General features: G+C 73.0%; 15 protein-coding genes. 11 read left to right on the forward strand and 4 right to left on the reverse strand.

Going from position 1 to position 19,028, the window contains the following annotated elements:
* Positions 1-143 precede the first annotated feature (143 nt).
* A complete protein-coding gene (locus tag P2H44_RS11050) occupies positions 144-2,000 on the forward strand; it encodes an ABCB family ABC transporter ATP-binding protein/permease (protein WP_275763579.1) in 1,857 nt (618 codons plus the stop codon).
* Between the two features lie 385 nt (positions 2,001-2,385).
* Here P2H44_RS11050 and P2H44_RS11055 read toward each other — a convergent pair whose 3' ends face one another.
* Both P2H44_RS11055 and P2H44_RS11060 read right to left on the reverse strand, forming a co-directional pair.
* A complete protein-coding gene (locus P2H44_RS11055) occupies positions 2,386-2,886 on the reverse strand; it encodes a phosphatidylglycerophosphatase A family protein (RefSeq protein ID WP_275763581.1) in 501 nt (166 codons plus the stop codon).
* A gap of 26 nt (positions 2,887-2,912) precedes the next feature.
* On the reverse strand, positions 2,913-4,136 hold the full coding sequence (locus P2H44_RS11060; protein ID WP_345798991.1) for a bifunctional 2-C-methyl-D-erythritol 4-phosphate cytidylyltransferase/2-C-methyl-D-erythritol 2,4-cyclodiphosphate synthase: 1,224 nt from the start codon (positions 4,134-4,136) through the stop codon (positions 2,913-2,915).
* Between the two features lie 184 nt (positions 4,137-4,320).
* On the opposite strand from P2H44_RS11060, the gene dusB reads away from it, so the two are divergent.
* From dusB to ntrX, 5 genes are all read left to right on the forward strand, one after another.
* Positions 4,321-5,361 carry a tRNA dihydrouridine synthase DusB gene (dusB, locus tag P2H44_RS11065; RefSeq protein WP_275763582.1) on the forward strand — a complete coding sequence of 347 codons (1,041 nt, stop codon included), beginning with the start codon at positions 4,321-4,323 and terminating at the stop codon, positions 5,359-5,361.
* Between the two features lie 56 nt (positions 5,362-5,417).
* Positions 5,418-6,545 carry a two-component system sensor histidine kinase NtrB gene (locus P2H44_RS11070; RefSeq protein WP_275763583.1) on the forward strand — a complete coding sequence of 376 codons (1,128 nt, stop codon included), beginning with the start codon at positions 5,418-5,420 and terminating at the stop codon, positions 6,543-6,545.
* The gene (gene ntrC, locus P2H44_RS11075) at positions 6,542-7,993 is read left to right on the forward strand and encodes a nitrogen regulation protein NR(I) (protein ID WP_462976281.1); all 1,452 of its coding nucleotides are present in this window, start codon (positions 6,542-6,544) and stop codon (positions 7,991-7,993) included. Before P2H44_RS11070 ends, ntrC begins: the two co-directional genes overlap by 4 nt.
* A 141-nt stretch (positions 7,994-8,134) precedes the next feature.
* Positions 8,135-10,477 carry a sensor histidine kinase NtrY-like gene (locus P2H44_RS11080; protein WP_275763584.1) on the forward strand — a complete coding sequence of 781 codons (2,343 nt, stop codon included), beginning with the start codon at positions 8,135-8,137 and terminating at the stop codon, positions 10,475-10,477.
* Entirely contained in the window at positions 10,470-11,891 is a 1,422-nt protein-coding gene (gene ntrX / locus P2H44_RS11085) for a nitrogen assimilation response regulator NtrX (RefSeq protein WP_275763585.1), read from the forward strand. The genes P2H44_RS11080 and ntrX overlap by 8 nt, the downstream gene beginning before the upstream one ends.
* A gap of 107 nt (positions 11,892-11,998) precedes the next feature.
* Here ntrX and P2H44_RS11090 read toward each other — a convergent pair whose 3' ends face one another.
* On the reverse strand, positions 11,999-12,637 hold the full coding sequence (locus P2H44_RS11090; RefSeq protein ID WP_275763586.1) for a glutathione S-transferase family protein: 639 nt from the start codon (positions 12,635-12,637) through the stop codon (positions 11,999-12,001).
* 201 nt (positions 12,638-12,838) lie between these two features.
* On the reverse strand, positions 12,839-13,171 hold the full coding sequence (locus P2H44_RS11095; RefSeq protein WP_275763587.1) for a GIY-YIG nuclease family protein: 333 nt from the start codon (positions 13,169-13,171) through the stop codon (positions 12,839-12,841).
* A gap of 103 nt (positions 13,172-13,274) precedes the next feature.
* Here P2H44_RS11095 and P2H44_RS11100 point away from each other — a divergent pair, with 103 nt between their 5' ends.
* The 5 genes from P2H44_RS11100 (at position 13,275) to hflX (ending at position 19,028) form a co-directional block, all read left to right on the forward strand.
* Complete coding sequence (locus P2H44_RS11100) at positions 13,275-14,240, forward strand: DUF2239 family protein (protein ID WP_275763588.1); 966 nt, start codon at positions 13,275-13,277, stop codon at positions 14,238-14,240.
* Positions 14,241-14,401: 161 nt separating this feature from the next.
* On the forward strand, positions 14,402-15,778 hold the full coding sequence (gene trkA, locus P2H44_RS11105; RefSeq protein WP_275763589.1) for a Trk system potassium transporter TrkA: 1,377 nt from the start codon (positions 14,402-14,404) through the stop codon (positions 15,776-15,778).
* A 16-nt stretch (positions 15,779-15,794) separates the two neighbouring features.
* Positions 15,795-17,318 (forward strand): potassium transporter TrkG, encoded by a 1,524-nt coding sequence (locus P2H44_RS11110; RefSeq protein WP_275763590.1) that lies wholly within the window; start codon positions 15,795-15,797, stop codon positions 17,316-17,318.
* Between the two features lie 143 nt (positions 17,319-17,461).
* Positions 17,462-17,701, forward strand: a complete 240-nt coding sequence (gene hfq, locus P2H44_RS11115; RefSeq protein WP_275763591.1) for an RNA chaperone Hfq — start codon at positions 17,462-17,464, stop codon at positions 17,699-17,701.
* Positions 17,702-17,711: 10 nt separating this feature from the next.
* Complete coding sequence (gene hflX / locus P2H44_RS11120; protein ID WP_275763592.1) at positions 17,712-19,028, forward strand: GTPase HflX; 1,317 nt, start codon at positions 17,712-17,714, stop codon at positions 19,026-19,028.

Here is a 19,028-nt window from a genome sequence, read left to right on the forward strand (position 1 = left end):
GGACGACCGCGGCGGCCCTCCCGCGCCCCGCCTCCGCGCCCGCGCGCCCCGCAACCGGGGCCGCCGCGGGCCTCCCGCCCAAGCCCGCCGCCCGCGCGCCCCCCGGCCTGCGCGAGGCGCGCCCGCCAGGACCCAGGAGCTTCATGAAACGCATCCGTACCCCGCCCGTCGGCGCCCCCGATGCGCTGGAGGGCGCCGACGGCGACCTGCGCATCCTCTCCCGCGTGGCCCCGTGGCTGTGGCCTGAGGGCGAGGGCTGGGCCAAGCGCCGCGTGCTGATCGCGCTGGCGCTGCTGGCGCTGGCCAAGGCCGCGACCGTCGCCACGCCCTGGTTCTACAAGGCCGCCGTCGACGCGCTCGCGCCCGAGGCGGGCGCGGGGCAGGGGGGCGGCACGGGCAACCTCGCGATCCTGATCGCCGCGGGGCCGGTGGCGCTGGTCGTCGCCTACGGGGTGATGCGCCTGACGGGGGCGGGCTTCCAGCAGCTGCGCGACGCGGTCTTCGCGCGCGTGGGCCAGCGGGCGCTGCGCAAGATGGCGCTGACCACCTTCCGCCATGTCCACGCGCTGAGCCTGCGCTACCACATCTCCCGCCAGACCGGCTCGCTGAGCCGGGTCATCGACCGGGGCGTGAAGGCGGTCGACTTCCTGCTGCGCTTCCTGCTGTTCAGCCTGGTGCCGCTGGTGATCGAGCTGGCGCTGGTGGCGGTGATCTTCCTGCTCGCCTTCGACTGGCGCTATTTCGCGGTCGTGGTGGCGATGATCGTGGCCTACATCGCCTACACCTTCGCGGTGACCGAGTGGCGGGTGCGCATCCGGCGCAAGATGAACCACGAGGACCAGGCCGCCACCCAGAAGGCCATCGACAGCCTGCTGAACTTCGAGACGGTGAAATACTTCGGCGCCGAGGCGCGCGAGGCCGAGCGCTACGACCGCTCGATGGCCGCCTACGAGGATGCGGCGGTGAAGACCGCCACCTCGCTCGCCGCGCTGAACGCGGGGCAGGCGACGATCATCTCGCTGGGGCTGGTGGCGGTGATGGCGATGGCCGCGCAGGGCGTGCAGGCGGGCACGCTGACGGTCGGCGACTTCGTGATGGTCAACGCCTACATCATCCAGATCACCATGCCGCTGGGGTTCCTGGGCACCGTCTACCGCGAGATCCGCCAGGCGCTGGTCGACATGGCCGAGATGTTCCGCCTGATCGACCAGCCGCCCGAGGTCTCCGACAAGCCCGGCGCGCCGGCGCTGCGCCGGGGCGACGGGCGCTTCGCCTTCGAGGACGTGCATTTCGCCTATGAGCCCGACCGCCCGATCCTGAAGGGCGTGACCATCGAGGGCGCGGGCGGCGAGACGGTGGCCGTGGTCGGGGCCACCGGCTCGGGCAAGTCGACGCTGGGGCGGCTGCTGTTCCGCTTCTACGACGTGCAGTCGGGCCGGGTGACCATCGACGGGCAGGACGTGCGCGACGTGACCCAGGTCTCGCTGCGCGAGGCGGTGGGCGTGGTGCCCCAGGACACGGTCCTGTTCAACGACACCATCGGCTACAACATCGCCTACGGGCGCGAGGGCGCCTCGCAGGCCGAGGTGGTGGAGGCCGCGAAGGCCGCGCGCATCCACGACTTCATCGAGGCGCTGCCCAAGGGCTATGAGACGGTGGTGGGCGAGCGGGGCTTGAAGCTCTCGGGCGGGGAGAAGCAGCGGGTGGCGATCGCCCGCGCGATCCTCAAGAACCCGCGGATCCTGCTGCTGGACGAGGCGACCTCGGCCCTCGACACCCAGACCGAGCGGGAGATCCAGGACAGCCTCGAGCGGCTCTCGCGCGACCGCACGGTGCTGGTCATCGCGCACCGGCTGTCGACGGTGGCGGCGGCGGACCGGATCGTGGTGCTCGAGGAAGGGCGCGTGGCCGAGACCGGGACGCATGGGGAGCTGCTGGCGCGCAACGGACGCTATGCGCAGCTGTGGCGGCGTCAGCAGGAGGCGGACGAGGCGGCCTGAGGGCGCCGGCCCGGGCTGGAGGCGGCGCCGCGTCGGGCGTCGCGCCCGCGGGGGGCGTTCGGCCCGCGGCGCGGGGCGGGCGGGGCGCATGGGGCGAGGGCCTCGCGAGGCGGGGCTCGCTCGGCTTGCGCGCTGCGCGCGGGGCCGCTTCGGGAGCTCACCCGGGAACAGGGCCGCGCCTGTCCCCCGGATCCGTCCGTCGCTGTTGATGCCTGAGCGAGTCGCCGGGAGGGGTCAAGGACAAGCCCCCTTCGGGGGTCGCTGCGCGATCCTGGACCCCTCCCGGCGACTCGCTCTGATCGGCATCAGCGACGGACGGCTCCGGGGAACAGGCGCTTCGCGCGGGCCTCCGGCGTTGCGCTGGGGCGCCTGGAGGCGAGCGGGCTCAGGCGAGCCAGCCGTGGGCGACGGCGGCGGAGACGGTGACCACGATGGCGGCGAGCAGGCCCGCGACGAGGTCGTCGGCCATCACGCCCGTGGCGCCGGGCAGACGCTCGGCCGTCGAGACCGGCGGCGGCTTGAGGATGTCGAACAGGCGGAACAGCACGAAGGCCCCGACCCAGCCCGGCCAGGGAAACACATGCGCGGGCGCGCCGGCCAGGAACAGGCCCAGCGACAGCGGCGCGAGCGCGAGGAGCTGGCCGGCGAGCTCGTCGGCGATCACCTCGCCCGGGTCCTCGTCCTCGCCATGGATGGCGAGGTAGCGGTCGATGGACGTGTAGCCCAGCGCGATCGCCACGATCAGCCCGAAGGCGAACAGCGGGAAGCCCCCCGCCCAGTGCAGAAGCCACCCCACCGGCAGCGCGACCAGCGAGCCCACCGTGCCCGGCGCCGCCGGCGTCGCCTCGCCCAGGCCGAAGAGGGTCGCGAAACGGGCGGTGATCATGCGTCCATATCCTCCGGGCAGACGGGTCAGGGAGCGGGCAGGGCGAGCGAGGCGACGGCCTGCGCCGCGATCCCCTCGCCCCGACCGGGGAACCCGAGACGCTCGGTGGTGGTGGCCTTCACCGAAACGCGCTCGGGCGGAACGTTCATGATGAACGCAAGGCGCGCCTGCATCTGGGCCGAATGGGGGCCGATCTTTGGCGCCTCGCAAATCAGCGTGACGTCGGCGTTGACCAGGCGCCCCCCGCGGGCGGCCACCCGCTCCATCGCCTTGCGCAGGAAGATCTTGGAGGCCGCGCCCTTCCACTGCGGGTCGGAGGGCGGGAACCAGCGGCCGATGTCGCCCTCGGCGAGCGCGCCGAAGATCGCGTCGGTCAGGGCGTGCATGCCCACGTCGGCGTCGGAATGGCCCGAGAGGGTGCGGTCGAACGGGATCTCGATCCCGCACAGCCACAGGCTGTCGCCGGGGGCGAAGGCGTGGACGTCGAAGCCGGTCCCCACGCGCGTCTCGGTCGCGGGGGCCGCGGCGCGCAGCCAGGTCTCGGCGCGGGCGAAATCCGCAGGCGTGGTGAGCTTCAGGTTCGCCTCGTCGCCGTCGACCATCTCGACCTCCTGTCCCGCGGCCTGCGCGACCGCCACGTCGTCCGTCATCTCCCGGCCCCGCGCCGCGCGGTGGGCGGCGAGGATCGCCTCCAGCGCGAAGCCCTGCGGGGTCTGGGCGCGCAGCAGGCCCGCGCGCTCCACCCCCTCGCCCGCGAGGCCCCCCGGCGCGCCGCGGCGCAGGGTGTCGACCACCGGCAGGGCCGGGCAGGCGCCCGCGGCGCCGCGGGCAAGCGCGTCCAGCACCCGGCCGGCGAGGGCCGCGTCGGCGAAGGGGCGGGCGGCGTCGTGGATCAGGACCGCGCCCGTCGCGCCCTCGGCCGCCAGCGCCTCGAGGCCCAGGCGCACGCTCTCCTGCCGGGTGGCGCCGCCGGGGACGGGGGCGCCGAGGGGCAGGCCGCGGGCGGCCTCGGCGTAGGCCTCGGCGTCGTCGGGGTGGATCGCCACCCGGATCCGCGCCGGCGCGACCCCGGGCCAGGCGGCGACGGCGGCCAGGGTGCGGCGCAGCACCGTCTCGCCCCCGAGGCGGCGATACTGCTTGGGTCCGCCCGGTCCGGCCCGCGTGCCGCGGCCCGCCGCGACCACCAGGACGTGGATCGGGCCGGGCGAGGAATCATCGCGCGGGACGGGCGGCGGGGACGGGTCGGACACGGGCGGCGGCGCCTCCGGCGAGCAACGTTCGGGGGGCGTCGGGCCCCCGGGCGCCCGGGGATCGGGCGGGTTCACGCCTTGCGCGTGGAAAACACGGGCCCGGCGGGGCGATGGGTGGCACGCGGCCTTGCGTCCCGCAAGGGGCGGAGATATCCCTTGCCCGAGCTGCATAAGGAATGGGCAGGTGTCCTTCGCGATAGGCAAACTGGCGTTGCGAAATCCGGTTCTGCTCGCGCCGATGGCAGGAATCACCGATTTGCCGTTCCGCAGGCAGGTCGCGCGGTTCGGCGACGGCGCGGACGGATCGGGCGAGAACGCCCCCGGCCTGATGGTGTCGGAGATGATCGCCTCCCGCGAGGCGGCGCAAGGCGACGCGCGCGCGCGGGCCAAGGCCGAGATCGACGGCGCGCTGGGCGCGACCGCGGTGCAGCTCGCCGCCCGCGACCCCGAATGGATCGCCGAGGCCGCCCGCTACGCCGAGGGGCAGGGCGCGCCGGTCATCGACATCAACATGGGCTGCCCCGCGCGCAAGGTCACCGGCGGCCAGTCCGGCTCGGCCCTGATGCGCGAGCCCGACCATGCCCTGCGCCTGATCGAGGCGACGGTCGCAGCGGTCTCGGTCCCGGTCACCGTCAAGATGCGGCTGGGCTGGGACGACGGCTGCCTGAACGCGCCCGACATCGCCCGCCGGGCCGAGGCGGCGGGGGTGGCGATGGTCACCGTCCACGGCCGCACCCGCTGCCAGTTCTACAAGGGCGCCGCCGACTGGGCGGCGGTGCGCCGCGTGGTCGAGGCGGTCTCGATCCCCGTCGTCGTCAACGGCGACGTGGTCGACGCCGCCACCGCGGCCGAGGCGCTGCGCCTGTCGGGCGCGGCGGGGGTGATGGTGGGGCGCGCGGCGCGCGGCCGGCCCTGGCTGCCCGCCCAGATCGCCGCGGCGCTCGCAGGACGGCCGGTCCCCGCGACGCCCAGCCTCGCCGACCAGGCCGGGAGCCTGATCGAGCACTATCGCGACATGCTGCGCTTCTACGGCCGCGACGTGGGGCTGCGCTGCGCGCGCAAGCACCTCGACTGGCGGCTGGAGGGGATCGAGGGCGCGCAGGCGCTGCGCCCCGCCCTGCTGCGCGAGACCGATCCCGAGCGGGTGCTGGCGACGCTCGCCGGCCTCGCCGACCTGCCGCAGGGCCTCGCCGAGGCCGCGCCCCCCGGGGCCCGCGCCGCCTGACCCGTTCCGCTCCGCCGCCCGCCGCCCCGCCCCCCGGCCTGACATACGGTTCCCAGATGCCCGAGATCCCAGCCACGTCCTGCCCCGCCATCTGGAACGCCGTGCCCTTCGCCGCGCTGGTTCTGGACCCCGAGGACCGCGTGCAGGACGCCAACTCCGCCGCCGAGGTGTTCTTCGGCATGTCCTCCCGCTCGCTTGCCGGGCGCTCGCTGGAGACGATGTTCGGCCCCGCCTCGCGGGTCGCGGACCTGGTCGGGCAGGTGCGCCATGGCTCGGTCAGCCTCGCCGAGCACCAGATGGAGCTGTCGGCCACCGACCGCGCGCCGCGGATCGTGGACCTGTACGTGAGCCTCGTCTCCGACGACGCGGGGCAGGTGCTGGTGATGATCCAGCCCCAGTCGATCGCAGAGAAGATGGACCGCACGCTCAGCCACCGGGCCGCCGCGCGCTCGGTCTCGGGCATGGCGGCGATGCTGGCGCACGAGATCAAGAACCCGCTGGCCGGCATCTCCGGCGCGGCGCAGCTGCTGGCGATGCAGCTCGGCGACGAGGAGACCGAGCTCACCGACCTGATCCGCGAGGAGGCCGAGCGCATCGCCTCGCTGCTCAACAAGGTGGAGCTCTTCGGCGACAGCCGCCCCGCGCCGCGCGATCCGGTGAACATCCACGACGTGCTCGACCGCGCCAAGCGCTCCGCGGCGGCGGGCTTCGCGCGCCACGTGCGCTTCGTCGAGGAATACGACCCCTCGCTGCCCCCCACCGCGGGCGACGCGGACCTGCTGATGCAGGTGTTCCAGAACCTGCTGAAGAACGCCGCCGAGGCGACGCCCGAAGTGGGCGGCATGATCACCATCCGCACCTCCTACCGCCCGGGCATCCGCATGGCCGTGGCGGGCGGGGGGACCGAGTCGCTGCCGCTGCAGGTCTCGATCTCGGACAACGGCTCGGGCGTGCCCGAGCAGCTCAAGCGCGACATCTTCGAGCCCTTCGTCACCTCCAAGGCTACCGGCTCGGGGCTGGGGCTGGCGATGGTCTCCAAGCTCGTGGCCGACCATGGCGGCGTCATCGAGTGCGAATCCGATCCCGGCTGGACCACGTTCCGCGTGCTGCTGCCGGTGTGGTCCGACCCCGAGGTGAAGAAGAAGAAACCCGCGCCCCGGCGCCGAAAGGAGAAGACGGCATGACCGGCCGCATGAACGGCACCATCCTCGTCGCCGACGACGACCGCGCGATCCGCACCGTCCTGTCGCAGGCCCTGTCGCGGGCCGGCGCGCGGGTGCGCTCGACCGGCTCCGCCTCGACGCTCTGGCGCTGGGTCGAGGACGGCGAGGGCGACCTGATCGTCACCGACGTGATGATGCCCGACGGCGACGCGCTGGACCTGCTGCCGGCGATCCGCAAGAAGCGGCCCGACCTGCCGGTGATCGTCATGTCGGCGCAGAACACGATGCTGACCGCGATCCGCGCGGCCGAGGTCGGGGCCTACGAATACCTGCCCAAGCCCTTCGACCTGCGCCAGGTGCTCGAGCACGTGGACCGCGCGCTGGAGGGGGTGAAGAAGCCCACCCCCGCCGCCGACGCGCCGCGCGACGAGGGCCTGCCGATCATCGGGCGATCCCCTGCGATGCAGGAGGTCTACCGGATCATGGCCCGCCTGATGAACACCGACCTGACGGTGATGATCAACGGCGAGAGCGGCACCGGCAAGGAACTGGTGGCCCGCGCTTTGCACAGCTTCGGCTGGCGCAAGCAGGGTCCCTTCATCGCCGTCAACATGGCCGCCATCCCCCGCGACCTGATCGAGGCGGAGCTGTTCGGCCACGAGAAGGGCGCCTTCACCGGCGCGACCGAGCGGGCGGCCGGCAAGTTCGAGGCCGCGGCCGGCGGCACGCTGTTCCTCGACGAGATCGGGGACATGCCGCTCGACGCCCAGACCCGCCTGCTGCGCGTCCTGCAGGACGGCCAGTTCACCCGCATCGGCGGGCGCACGCCGATCAAGGCCGACGTGCGTGTGATCGCGGCGACCCACCAGGACCTGCGCTCCCTGATCAACGAGGGCTCGTTCCGCGAGGACCTGTTCTACCGCCTCAACGTCGTGCCCATCCGACTGCCGCCGCTGCGCGACCGGACCGAGGACATCCCCGACCTCGCCCGCGCCTTCCTGCGCAAGGCCGAGACCGAGGGTCTGCCGCGCAAGTCCATCGCCAACGACGCGGTCGAGGTGCTGAAGGCCCAGTCCTGGCCCGGCAACGTGCGCGAGCTGGAGAACCTGATGAAGCGGCTCGCGGCGCTGTGCGCCGACGAGGTGATCACGCTGGCGGACGTGGAGCGGGAGCTGGCGGCGCGTCCCTCCGCCGCTGCGCCGGAGATGGAGCGGGGGGCGTCGCTGGGCGCCTCGGTCGAGGCGCATCTGCGCGCCTATTTCCAGCTCCACGGCGACGCGCTGCCGCCTCCGGGCCTCTACGACCGGATCCTGCGGGAGGTGGAGCTGCCGCTGATCGCGCTGACGCTCTCGGCCACCCGGGGCAACCAGCTTCGCGCCGCGGACCTGCTGGGCATCAACCGCAACACCCTGCGCAAGAAGATCCGGGAGCTTGACATTCCTGTCACGCGCGGCAAGACATTGATGTAAGTTTGCAACAGTGACCGGCGGCGGTCCGACAGGTCCGCCGCCCGCGCGCTTCCGGGACGGAGGGGGTTCCGACGGCTGCGCGAGGTCGCCGCGCGCGGGTCGCAGCCCCGGGCGCGGCGCCGTCGCAACCGGGGAGGCCTTGTGACCCAGCGCACGATCCGCGCCGCCAGATCCGCCGCAGAGGCGTTGGCGTCGCTCCCCTCCGTCGCGCTACGCGGAGAGCTCTCGCGTCGAACCCGGGCCCGCCTGACGCTGGCGGTGGCGGCGCTCGGCCCGCTGCTGGCCGTCGTCACCGGCTGGGCCCTGTCGGGGGGCGAGCGGGGCCCCGTGCGGCAGGAGGTGCTGCGCGGCGTCTTCCTGCTCGATCTCGTCTACATCCTCGTCATCGCGGGGCTGGTCGCCTGGCGGGTGGCCGCGCTGATCTCGGCGCGACGCGCCCGCTCGGCCGGCTCGCGGCTGCACCTGCGGCTGACCGGCGTCTTCGCGGCGATGGCGCTGGCCCCGACCATCCTGGTCGCGGTCTTCGCCACGCTGACCGTCTCCTTCGGCATCGAGGGCTGGTTCTCGAACCAGATCGGCTCGGTGGTGCGCAACTCGCTCGAGGTCGCCGAGAGCTACGAGGACGAGCACCGCCGCCGCATCCGGGGCGAGGCGCTGGCCATCGCCGGGGACCTCGCCTCCGAGGCCGCGCGCATGGTCAACGACGCCCAGCTGGGCGACATGCTGCGCGCCCAGGCCTACCTGCGCGAGATCCCCGAGGCCTACATCTTCGACGGCTCGATGGAGCTGCGCGCGCGGGGCGAATTCTCCTACCTCTTCAACTTCACCCCGCCGACGGCCGAGCAGATGGCCCGCGCCCGCGAGGGGCAGGTGGTGGTGATCTCGGACGAGAACGAATCCGAGGTCCGCGCCCTGGTCGCGCTGAAGGGCTTCGTCGACTATTACCTCTACGTCGGCCGCAACGTGGACGGCAACGTCCTGAGATTGCTCGACGAAACCCAGGACACCGTGCGCCTCTACGAGGCGCTGGAAGGCCAGCGGAACTCGATCCTGCTGGAATTCGCGATCCTCTACGTGGGCTTCGCGCTGGTGGTGACGCTGGCCGCGATCTGGGCCGGGCTCTACTTCGCCGAACGGCTCGCGCGGCCCATCGGCCGCCTCGCCGGCGCGGCCGAGCGGGTGGGCGCGGGCGACCTCGACGTGCGCGTGCGCGAGGAGCGGGGCGACGACGAGATCGCGGTGCTCGCCCGCATCTTCAACCGCATGACCGAGCAGGTGAAGGCCCAGCGCGACGCGCTCGTCGCCGTGAACCAGGAGACGGAGCGCCGGCGCCGCTTCTCCTCGACCGTGCTCGCGGGCGTCACCGCGGGGGTCGCGCGCCTCGACTCCGAGGGGCGGGTGGAGCTGCTGAACGAGGCCGGCGCACGGATGCTGGGCGTCACCCCGGCCGAGGCCGCGGGCCGCACGCTGGCCGAGGTCGCGCCGATGTTCGAGGGCCTCCTCTCCCAGTCGCGGGAACGGCGCGGCGGTCAGACGACCGAGCGCATCCACGCCCGCGTCGACGGGACCGAGCGCGACTTCCTCGCCCGCGTCTCGCGCATCGCGCCCGAGGGCGACGCCGAGATCTTCGTGCTGACCTTCGACGACCTGACCGAGCTGGTGACCGCCCAGCGCATGGCCGCCTGGGGCGACATCGCGCGGCGCATCGCCCACGAGATCAAGAACCCGCTGACCCCCATCCAGCTCTCGGCCGAGCGCCTGAAGAAGAAGTTCGCCGACGGGTTGACCGGGCGCGACCGGGAACGCTTCGACAGCTACGCCGACATGATCGTGCGCCAGGCCGGCGACATCCGGCGCATGGTGGACGAGTTCTCGAAATTCGCCCGCATGCCCGCGCCGGAGCTGGCGCGCGACGACCTCGCCGGGATCGTGAGCGAGGCGGTGCTGCTGCAGGCCGAGGCCGGCGGCCCCGTGCGCTTCGAGGCGGAGGGGGCGGACGAGCCGCTGCCGCTGCGCTGCGACCGCGCGATGCTGAGCCAGGCGCTGACCAACCTGCTCAAGAACGCGGGCGAGGCGGTCGAGGCGCGGCTGGCCGACCGGCCCGAGCCCCCGGGCCGGGTGATCGCCCAGCTTCGCCGCGACGCCGAGACCGCCGAGATCCGGGTGATCGACAACGGCGTGGGCCTTCCCGAGACGGGCCGCGCCCGGCTGCTGGAGCCCTACGTCACCACCCGCGACAAGGGCACGGGCCTCGGCCTCGCAATCGTCAAGAAGATCGCCGAGGAACATGGCGGAACCTTCGCGCTCGACGATGCGCCGTTCGATCCCGACGCGCCCGCCGACGCGCCGCGCGGGGCCATGGCCGTGATCCGCCTGCCGCTCGCCGGCAAGCGCGGCGGCGGCGGCGACGCGACGACCCAGAAACAGACGCCGGCGAAGCCCGGCGCGACCGAGACCGAGGCAGGAGGCCCGACCGATGGCTGACATTCTGGTGGTGGACGACGAGGCCGACATCCGCGAGCTGGTCGCCGACATCCTGGAGGACGAAGGCCACGCCACCCGCACCGCCTCCGACGCCGACGGCGCGCTGAAGGCGGTCGAGGTGGCGCGCCCCGACCTGATCATCCTCGACATCTGGCTGCAGGGCAGCCGGATGGACGGGATCGAGATCCTCAAGACCGTGCGGCGCAACCAGCCCGACATCCCCGTGGTCATCATCTCCGGCCACGGCAACATCGAGATCGCGGTCGCGGCGGTGAAGCAGGGCGCCTACGACTTCATCGAGAAGCCCTTCACCACCGACCAGCTGATGCTGGTCTCGACCCGCGCGCTCGAGGCCTCGCGCCTGCGCCGGGAGATCGCCTCGTTGCAGGAGGCGGATCGCGCGCAGGCCGAGATCATCGGCTCCTCCCACGCCATCGCGGCGCTGCGCCAGAAGCTCGACCGGGTGGCGCGCACCGCGTCGCGCGTCCTGCTCTCGGGCCCGCCGGGCTCGGGCAAGGAGGTGGCGGCGCGCTACATCCACACCCATTCCGACCGCGCCCGCGCGCCCTTCGTGGTGCTGAACGCCGCCAACATCGAGCCCGCGAAGATGGAGGAGACCCTGTTCGGCCGCGAGCGGGAGGACGGCGCCGTGGTGCCGGGCCTGTTCGAGAAGGCCTCGGGCGGCACGCTCTTCCTCGACGAGGTGGCCGAGATGCCGGCGGGGGCCCAGTCGAAGATCCTGCGCGTGCTGGTCGACCAGAAGTTCGCCCGCGTCGGCGGCTCGGACATGGTGCAGACCGACGTGCGGGTGATCTCGGCCACCACGCGCGACCTGCAATCGCTGATCCAGGCGGGGCGCTTCCGCGAGGACCTGTTCCACCGCCTCTCGGTCGTGCCGCTGGAGACGCCGTCGCTGGCCGCGCTTCGCGAGGACATCCCGGTGCTGGCCAACCACTTCCTCGCCCGGCTGGCGAAGACCGAAGGCCTGCCGCTGCGCAAGCTCTCGCCCGACGCGGCGGCGCTGCTGCAGACGCAGAACTGGCCCGGCAACGTGCGCCAGCTGCGCAACGTGATGGAGCAGGTGCTGATCCTGGGCGGGGGCACGGGCGAGATCTCGCCCGACGAGCTGCCCCTGACCGCGGGCGATCCGGCCGAGGGGGGCGCGGTGCTCTCGCCCGCCATGGCGACCCTGCCGCTGCGCGAGGCGCGCGAGCTGTTCGAGCGGGACTACCTGATCGCCCAGATCAACCGCTTCGGCGGCAACATCTCCCGCACCGCCGCCTTCGTGGGGATGGAGCGATCGGCCCTGCACCGCAAGCTCAAGAGCCTGGGCGTCGCCACCGTCACCCGCGGCGGCGCCCGCGTCGCCATCGCCGGAGAGGGCGACGGGGACGAGGACGAGTTCGAGGATTGATCGCCCCGGGGGCGGGCTCGCCCGCCCCCCTCGACCTCGACGCGGGCGGGCGGACCCGCCCCCGCGGTGTTTTGCGAGGGCGGGCAGGCCCGCCCTCGCGGTTCTCCTCAGGCGGCCGCCGCCAGGCCCATGCGCTGCGCGAAGGGCTCGGGCAGGGCGGCGCGCACGCCGGGCAGGGCGTTGACCCGGTCGAACCAGGCGTCGAGCGCCGGCGCCGAGGGACGGGCGTCGATGAAGGCCAGGTTCTGGAAGCCGGTCACGAGCGCGAGGTCGGCGATCGTCGGCCCCTCGCCCACCAGCCACTCCCGCCCGCTCAGCGCCGCTTCGAGGATCGGGACGAGGTCGGCCAGCAGGCGCCTGCCTTCGGCGATCAGGGCAGCGTTCTCGATCGGGTCGGCGACGATGGTGTTGAAGAACACCAGGCTCGTGGGCCGGGCGATGCGGCACTGGATCCAGTCGAGCCACTGGTCGACCTGCGCATGACGCGCCGGATCCCCGGGATGCCAGTCTTCCAGCCCGCGGGAGCGGCAGATGTGGCGCAGGATCGCCATGGACTCGGCCAGCACCAGCCCGTCGTCCTCCAGCACCGGGATCTGGCCGTTGGGGTTCAGGGCCAGGAACTCCGGCCGCCGGTGGTCGCCCTTCATCAGGTCCACCACGCGACGCTCGCAGACGACGCCGGCGCAGTTCAGCAGGGCCTCGACCCGGCGGGAATTCTGAGAGAACGGATGCAGATGCAGGATCATGCTCAGGGTCCTTGCGAAGATGGGGGCGGCCATCCGCCTCCCTTGCTGCGCACCCTGCGCCCCGCCTGCTGACAGCATCGTGTCAGCAGGCTTCGGAGGGGCTGAAGAAAGTTCCGCGGTCGCTGGGTCGATCCCGGAATTCGGTGGGAAGTCAGATAGATGTCCGGCGTTCCTCAAGCGGCCCTTCGGCGCGGCCCCGCCTCAGATCGCCCGCGCCCCCAGCCGTTCCGCGGCGGCGGCGCGGCGATCCTTGAGCTCGCGGGGCAGGGCGATCTCCTCGATCTTCTCCAGCGACTCGACCTCCTCGAAGGTGAAGGCCTGGCCTCCATGGGCCGCGAGCGCGGACTTCATGTCGGGATGCAGGGGCGAGCCCTGGCGCATTGAAAAGTCGAAGCGATTGCGCGCGGCGACGAGGTCGCGGCCCGCCCCCACCCAGGCCTCGCCCGTCGCCTCGCAGCGCACGAGCCATACGCCCGGGCGGCGCTTGCTTTCCTTCCACGCGGCCATGGCCGCCTTGCGATCCGACGTCTTCATGACCGGCTCCTCGAATTAAACCCGGGTTTAATTGACATGACCGCCGCCCGATGGCAATGGGTCCGCGACGCCCCCCCGCCGTCCCCGCACCGGACCCCGAGCCATGACCGATCCCGCCCCCCTCCACGCCGCCTTCCTCGGCCCCCGCCTGCTGGCGCGCGGATCGCTGGCCGAGGTGGCGGCGGCGCTGCACGCCTCGCCCGCGCCGGGGGCGCTGGTCTTCGATCCGCAGGGCCGCCAGATCGACCTCGACCTGCGCGGGACCGAGGCCGACGTCCGCGCCCGCCACGCCGATCCGGCCGAGACCGCGCCCCGTCCCCGCGGGCGCGGCCGCCCGAAGCTGGGCGTGGTGGCGCGCGAGGTCACGCTGCTGCCGCGGCACTGGGACTGGCTGACGGGGCGGGGCGGCGCCTCGGCCGCGATCCGCCGCCTGGTCGAGGCCGCGCGCCGCGCCGAGGCCCCCAAGGACGCCCGTGACGCCGCCTGGCGCTTCATGTCCGCGGCCGGCGGCGACCTGCCGGGCTTCGAGGAGGCCGCCCGCGCCCTCTACGCCGGCGACGCCGAGGGCTTCGCCGCCCGGCTCGCCGCCTGGCCCGCGGACCTCGCCGAGCACGCCCGCCGCCTCGCCGCCCCGGGGCTGCGCCAGCCGGCGGGCCATCGGGACGTCTCCCCAACCGCCGTGCGCGCGCTGATGGCCGACCCGCCGCCGGGTGCGGCCCTGATGCTGAACCTGCTGCGGCTGCGGGAGGTGGCGGACTATTCCGAGACCCCCGACCTCGCCCCCGAGACCCCGATCTCGGGCGTCGCGGCCTTCGAGCGCTACGTGCGCGAGACGCTCCCCCTGCTGCGCGAGAGCGGGGGGGAGCTGACGCTGCTCGCCCGCGCCCACCCCGCCCTGATCGGGCCGGAGGGGGAGCGGTGGGACCGCGCGATGCTGGTGCGCCAGGCGAGTCTCGAGGCGTTCCTCGCCCACGCGCAGGATCCGCGCATCGCCGCCGCCCTGCCGCACCGGACCGCCGCCGTCGCCGACAGCCGCCTGATCCCGCTGACCGAGACGCCGCTGGACTGAGCCCGGCCACGGCCACCGGACGGGGCAGGGGGCGCGCGCGCCCCGGCCGGCGCCGCCCCGTGCCGCGGGGCCTGCCGCCCGGTCCCCGTTTGACACCGCGCGGGCGCCGTCGCATCCTCCGCCCCGGCGTGCAGGCGACGACCTGCGGGGACGGAGATCCCATGAAGATCATCATCTGCGGCGCGGGCCAGGTCGGCTCGCAGATCGCCCGCCACCTCAGCCGCGAGGCCAACGACGTCACCATCGTCGACCAGGACGCGGGGCTCGTGCGGCGTGTGACGGACTCCTTCGATGTCAATGGAATCGTTGGATTCGCCTCCCATCCCGACGTGCTCGAGCGCGCGGGCGCCGAGGACGCCGACATGTTGATTGCAGCCACCTTCGCCGACGAGGTGAACATGGTGGCCTGCCAGGTGGCGCACTCGGTCTTCTCGGTGCCCCAGAAGATCGCCCGCATCCGCGCGCAGTCCTACCTCGAGAACCGCTGGGCGGACCTGTTCCGGCGCGATCACATGCCCATCGACGTGGTGATCAGCCCGGAGCTCGAGGTCGCGCGCGTCGCCATGCGCCGGCTGGAGAACCCCGAGGCCTTCGACATCGAGAACTTCCTCGACGGGAAGGTGCGGCTGGTGGGCACGCGGCTGCTGGACGACTGCCCGGTGGTGAACACGCCCCTGCGCCAGCTGTCGGAGCTGTTCTCGACCCTGCGCGCCATCGTGGTCGCCTACCGCCGCGACGGGCAGCTTCACGTGGCCTCGCCGCAGGACTCGCTGTTTGCCGGCGACGACATCTACTTCGTGGCCGCGGCCGAGGACGTGACCCGCACCCTGTCGCTGTTCGGTCGCGAAAGCCGCAAGGTCGCGCGTGTGGTGATCGTGGGCGCCGGCAACGTCGGGCTGCAAGTGGCCAGAATGCTTGAGAAACACCCGGGCCGCCCCCGCGTGAAGATGATCGACCGCAACCGCGTGCGCGCCGAGCGCGCGGCCGAGGAGCTGGAGCGCACCATCGTCCTGCTGGGCGACGGCCTCGACCCGATCCTGCTCGAGGAGGCGAACGTCCGCGACGCCGACGCGATCCTGTCGCTGACCGACGACGACAAGACCAACCTGCTGGCCGCGGCGCGGGGCAAGAAGGCCGGCTGCCGGACGGCGATCGCGCTGTCGAACGATCCCTCCTACGCCGAGCTTTCGGACAGCCTGGGCGTCGACGCCCTGCTGGTGCCCCGCTCGACCACCGTCTCCTCGATCCTGCGCCACGTGCGCCGGGGCCGGGTGCGGGCGGTCTACGCGGTGGGCGACGCCGAGGCGGAGGTGATCGAGGCGCAGGTGCTCGCCACCTCGCCCATCGCCGGCAAGCCGCTGCGGGCGGCGGGCTTTCCCGAATCCGCCATCGTCGGCGCGGTGCTGACGCGCGACGGGGTCAAGATGCCCTCGGGCGACCTCGTGATCCAGGAGCATGACCGCGTGGTGGTCTTCGCGCGCCGCGACGTGGTGCGGGAGGTGGAGCAGCTGTTCCGCGTCTCGGTCGACTTCTTCTGAACCGCGCAGGCCCGCCATGCGCCTGAGGGGCTTTCCCGTCTTCCTGGTCTTCGCCTTCGCGCTGGGGGCGATGATGCTGCTGCCCGCGCTGGCGGCGGGGCTGGAGCGGGACTGGCGCTCGGCGCGGCTGTTCTTCTACGCGGCGCTCTTCGTGATGCTGGCGGCCTCGGCGCTGGGGGCGGCGGCCTGGCGGCGCGGGGCGTCGGGGGCGAACGCGCGGGCCGAGCTGATGACGCTGCTGGGCGTCTTCGCCGCGGGGCCGGTCTTCGCCGCCGCGCCCATCGCGCTGATCCTGCCGGAACTGGGCTGGACCGGGGCCTATTTCGAGGCGACCTCGTCCCTGACCACCACCGGGGCCACGCTGATCACGCCCTTCTCGGCGCCGCCGTCGATCCACCTGTGGCGCTCGATGCTGGGCTGGGTCGGGGGGCTGGCGACGCTGGTGGGCGCCGTCTCGATCCTCGCCCCGCGGGAGTTGCTGGACCTGCCCGGCGCCTCGTCCGCGGGCGAGGCGCGGATGCGCGTCGGCCGGATCCTGGCGCTGGGGCCGGGCGGACGCCGCGCGATGCGCGCGCTGATGGCGATCGGGCCGGCCTACGCCGCGCTGACCGCCATCGCCGCTGCGGCGCTCGCCACCGCGGGAACGCCGAGCTTCGTGGCCCTGTGCCACGCGATGGGCATCGTCTCGACCTCCGGCATCTCGCCGCTCGCGGGCGGGCTCGCGGCCCAGGGCAACCGCATGGCCGAGGTGGTGGCGGTGCTGTTCCTGATCCTGTCGATCTCGCGCCTGACCTTCGGGCGGCGCGGCCCCACCGCGGGCCCCGGCGCCGCGCGCAACTGGCTCGAGGCGCGGCGCGACCCCGAGATCCAGCTGTTCCTGATCGCGGTGGCCGTGGCGACGGCCTGGCTCTTCGCCCATGGCGTCTGGGTCGGGGCGGGGCCGAGCCAGATCTTCGACAACCCCTTCCACGCCGGCCGCGCGCTGTGGGGCGGCTTCGCGACCTCGGTGGGGATGATCTCCACCTCGGGCTACGTCTCCGCCGACTGGCCGGACGTGGTGACCTGGGCGCAGGTCGAGGCGCCCTCGCTGATGCTGATGGGCCTCGCCACCCTCGGCGGGGGCGTGGCCACCACCGCGGGGGGCGTGAAGCTGTTTCGGGCCTATGCGCTCTACCGCCATGGCGGGGGCGAGCTCGACCGGCTCTGCCACCCCTCGCGGGTCGACACGGCGCGCACCTCCGGCGGGCGGCTGTCGCGCGACGCGATCGTGAACGCCTGGGTCTACGTCATGCTCTACATGACCGCGCTGGCCGTGGCGCTGATGGCGCTGACGCTGGCGGGCATGGATTTCGACGCGGCGATGGCGGGCGCGGTCGCCTCGCTGTCGAACACCGGGCCGCTGTTTCCGCTGGCCACCGGCCACGATTACCAGCAGGCCTCCGAGGGCGCGCGCGCGGTGATGATGGCCGCGATGATCCTGGGCCGGATCGAGGTGCTGGCCGCCGTGGCGCTGTGCAACCCGGCCTACTGGCGCTCCTGATCTCGCACCCGCAGCAAACGGACGCACGCGCGAAAAGGACTTTCAATTCGCAGGCCGCGCCCTCATCTTGCCTTCATCGACCCAAGAGCGCCGAAGGGCGCCCGACTCATAAAACTGAAACCCCATGAGAGGGGGACGCAAACATGGCGGCCGACAAGCAGAACCTGCAGGATGCCTTCCTCAATCACATCCGCAAGAACAAGGTCCCGGTCACGATCTTCCTCGTGAACGGGGTCAAGCTGCAGGGCGTGATCACCTGGTTCGACAATTTCTGCGTGCTGCTGCGCCGGGACGGGCAGAGCCAGCTCGTCTACAAGCACGCGATCTCCACCGTGATGCCGTCGCAGCCGATCTCCCTTTACGAGCCCGGCGAAGAGGCTTAATGCGCGCGGGATGACCCGCGCTCATGTGCTGCATCCCGATATCCGCAACCGCCCGACGGACGACCTCCGCCTGCCTCAGCAGGCGCTGGAGGAAGCCGTGGGCCTCGCCGCCGCCATCGACCTCGAGGTCGTCGGCGCGGACGTCGTCCGCCTGCCCAAGGCGGACGCCGGCCATCTCTTCGGCTCCGGCAAGGTCGAGGAGCTGGGCGAACGCTTCAAGGAGACGGAGACGGAGCTGGTCGTCATCGACGGCCCCGTCTCCCCCGTCCAGCAGCGCAACCTGGAGAAGGCCTGGAAGGTCAAGATCCTCGACCGCACCGGCCTGATCCTGGAGATCTTCGGCGAGCGCGCCCGGACGCGAGAGGGCGTGCTCCAGGTCGAGCTGGCGCATCTGAACTACCAGAAGACTCGCCTGGTCCGGTCCTGGACCCACCTCGAGCGTCAGCGCGGCGGCCTCGGCTTTGTCGGCGGACCCGGCGAGACCCAGATCGAGGCGGACCGCCGCGCGCTGAGCGAGCGGATCAAGAAGCTTGAGAAACGCCTTGAGACGGTGGTGAAAACCCGCGAGCTGCATCGCGAGTCCCGCCGCAAGATCCCGTATCCGGTGATCGCGCTGGTGGGCTACACCAACGCCGGCAAGTCCACGCTGTTCAACCGCCTGACCGAGGCGCAGGTGATGGCCGAGGACATGCTGTTCGCGACCCTCGACCCCACGATGCGCGAGATCCGGCTGCCCTCGGGCCGCCGGGCGATCCTGTCGGACACGGTGGGCTTCATCTCCAACCTGCCCACGCAGCTGGTCGCGGCCTTCCGCGCCACGCTGGAGGAGGTGCTGGAGGCCGACCTGATCCTGCACGTGCGCGACGTCAGCCACGAGGACGCCGAGGCCCAGGCCGAGGACGTGGCCCGCGTGCTGGGGGCGCTGGGGGTCGGCGACGACCGCCGCGCCGGGATGCTGGAGGTGCGCAACAAGGTCGACCGGCTGCCCGACGCGCAGCGGCTCGCCATGCTCAACGAGACCGACCGCCGCCCCGAGGCGGTGGCCTGCTCTGCGCTGACCGGGCAGGGGATCCCCGACCTCCTCGCCGCCATCGAGGCGCGGCTGGGCGCGCGGGAGCTTCCGCGCCGCCTGCGCGTGCCCTCCGAGAACGGCGCGGCGCTCGCCTGGGTCCACGCCCACATGACCGTCGACCGGACCGAGACGACCGACGAGGCGACGATCCTCGACGTGCGCGGCGATCCGGAAGATTTCGGCCGTCTCGCCAAGCGTTTCGAGGACGTCGCCGAGATCCCGTCCGAAGAAAACCTGCCGCGCGTGGCCGAGTAG

Origin of the sequence: Albimonas marina, from assembly GCF_029223255.1 — a bacterium.
In the GTDB taxonomy this organism is placed as follows: Bacteria; Pseudomonadota; Alphaproteobacteria; order Rhodobacterales; family Rhodobacteraceae; genus Albimonas.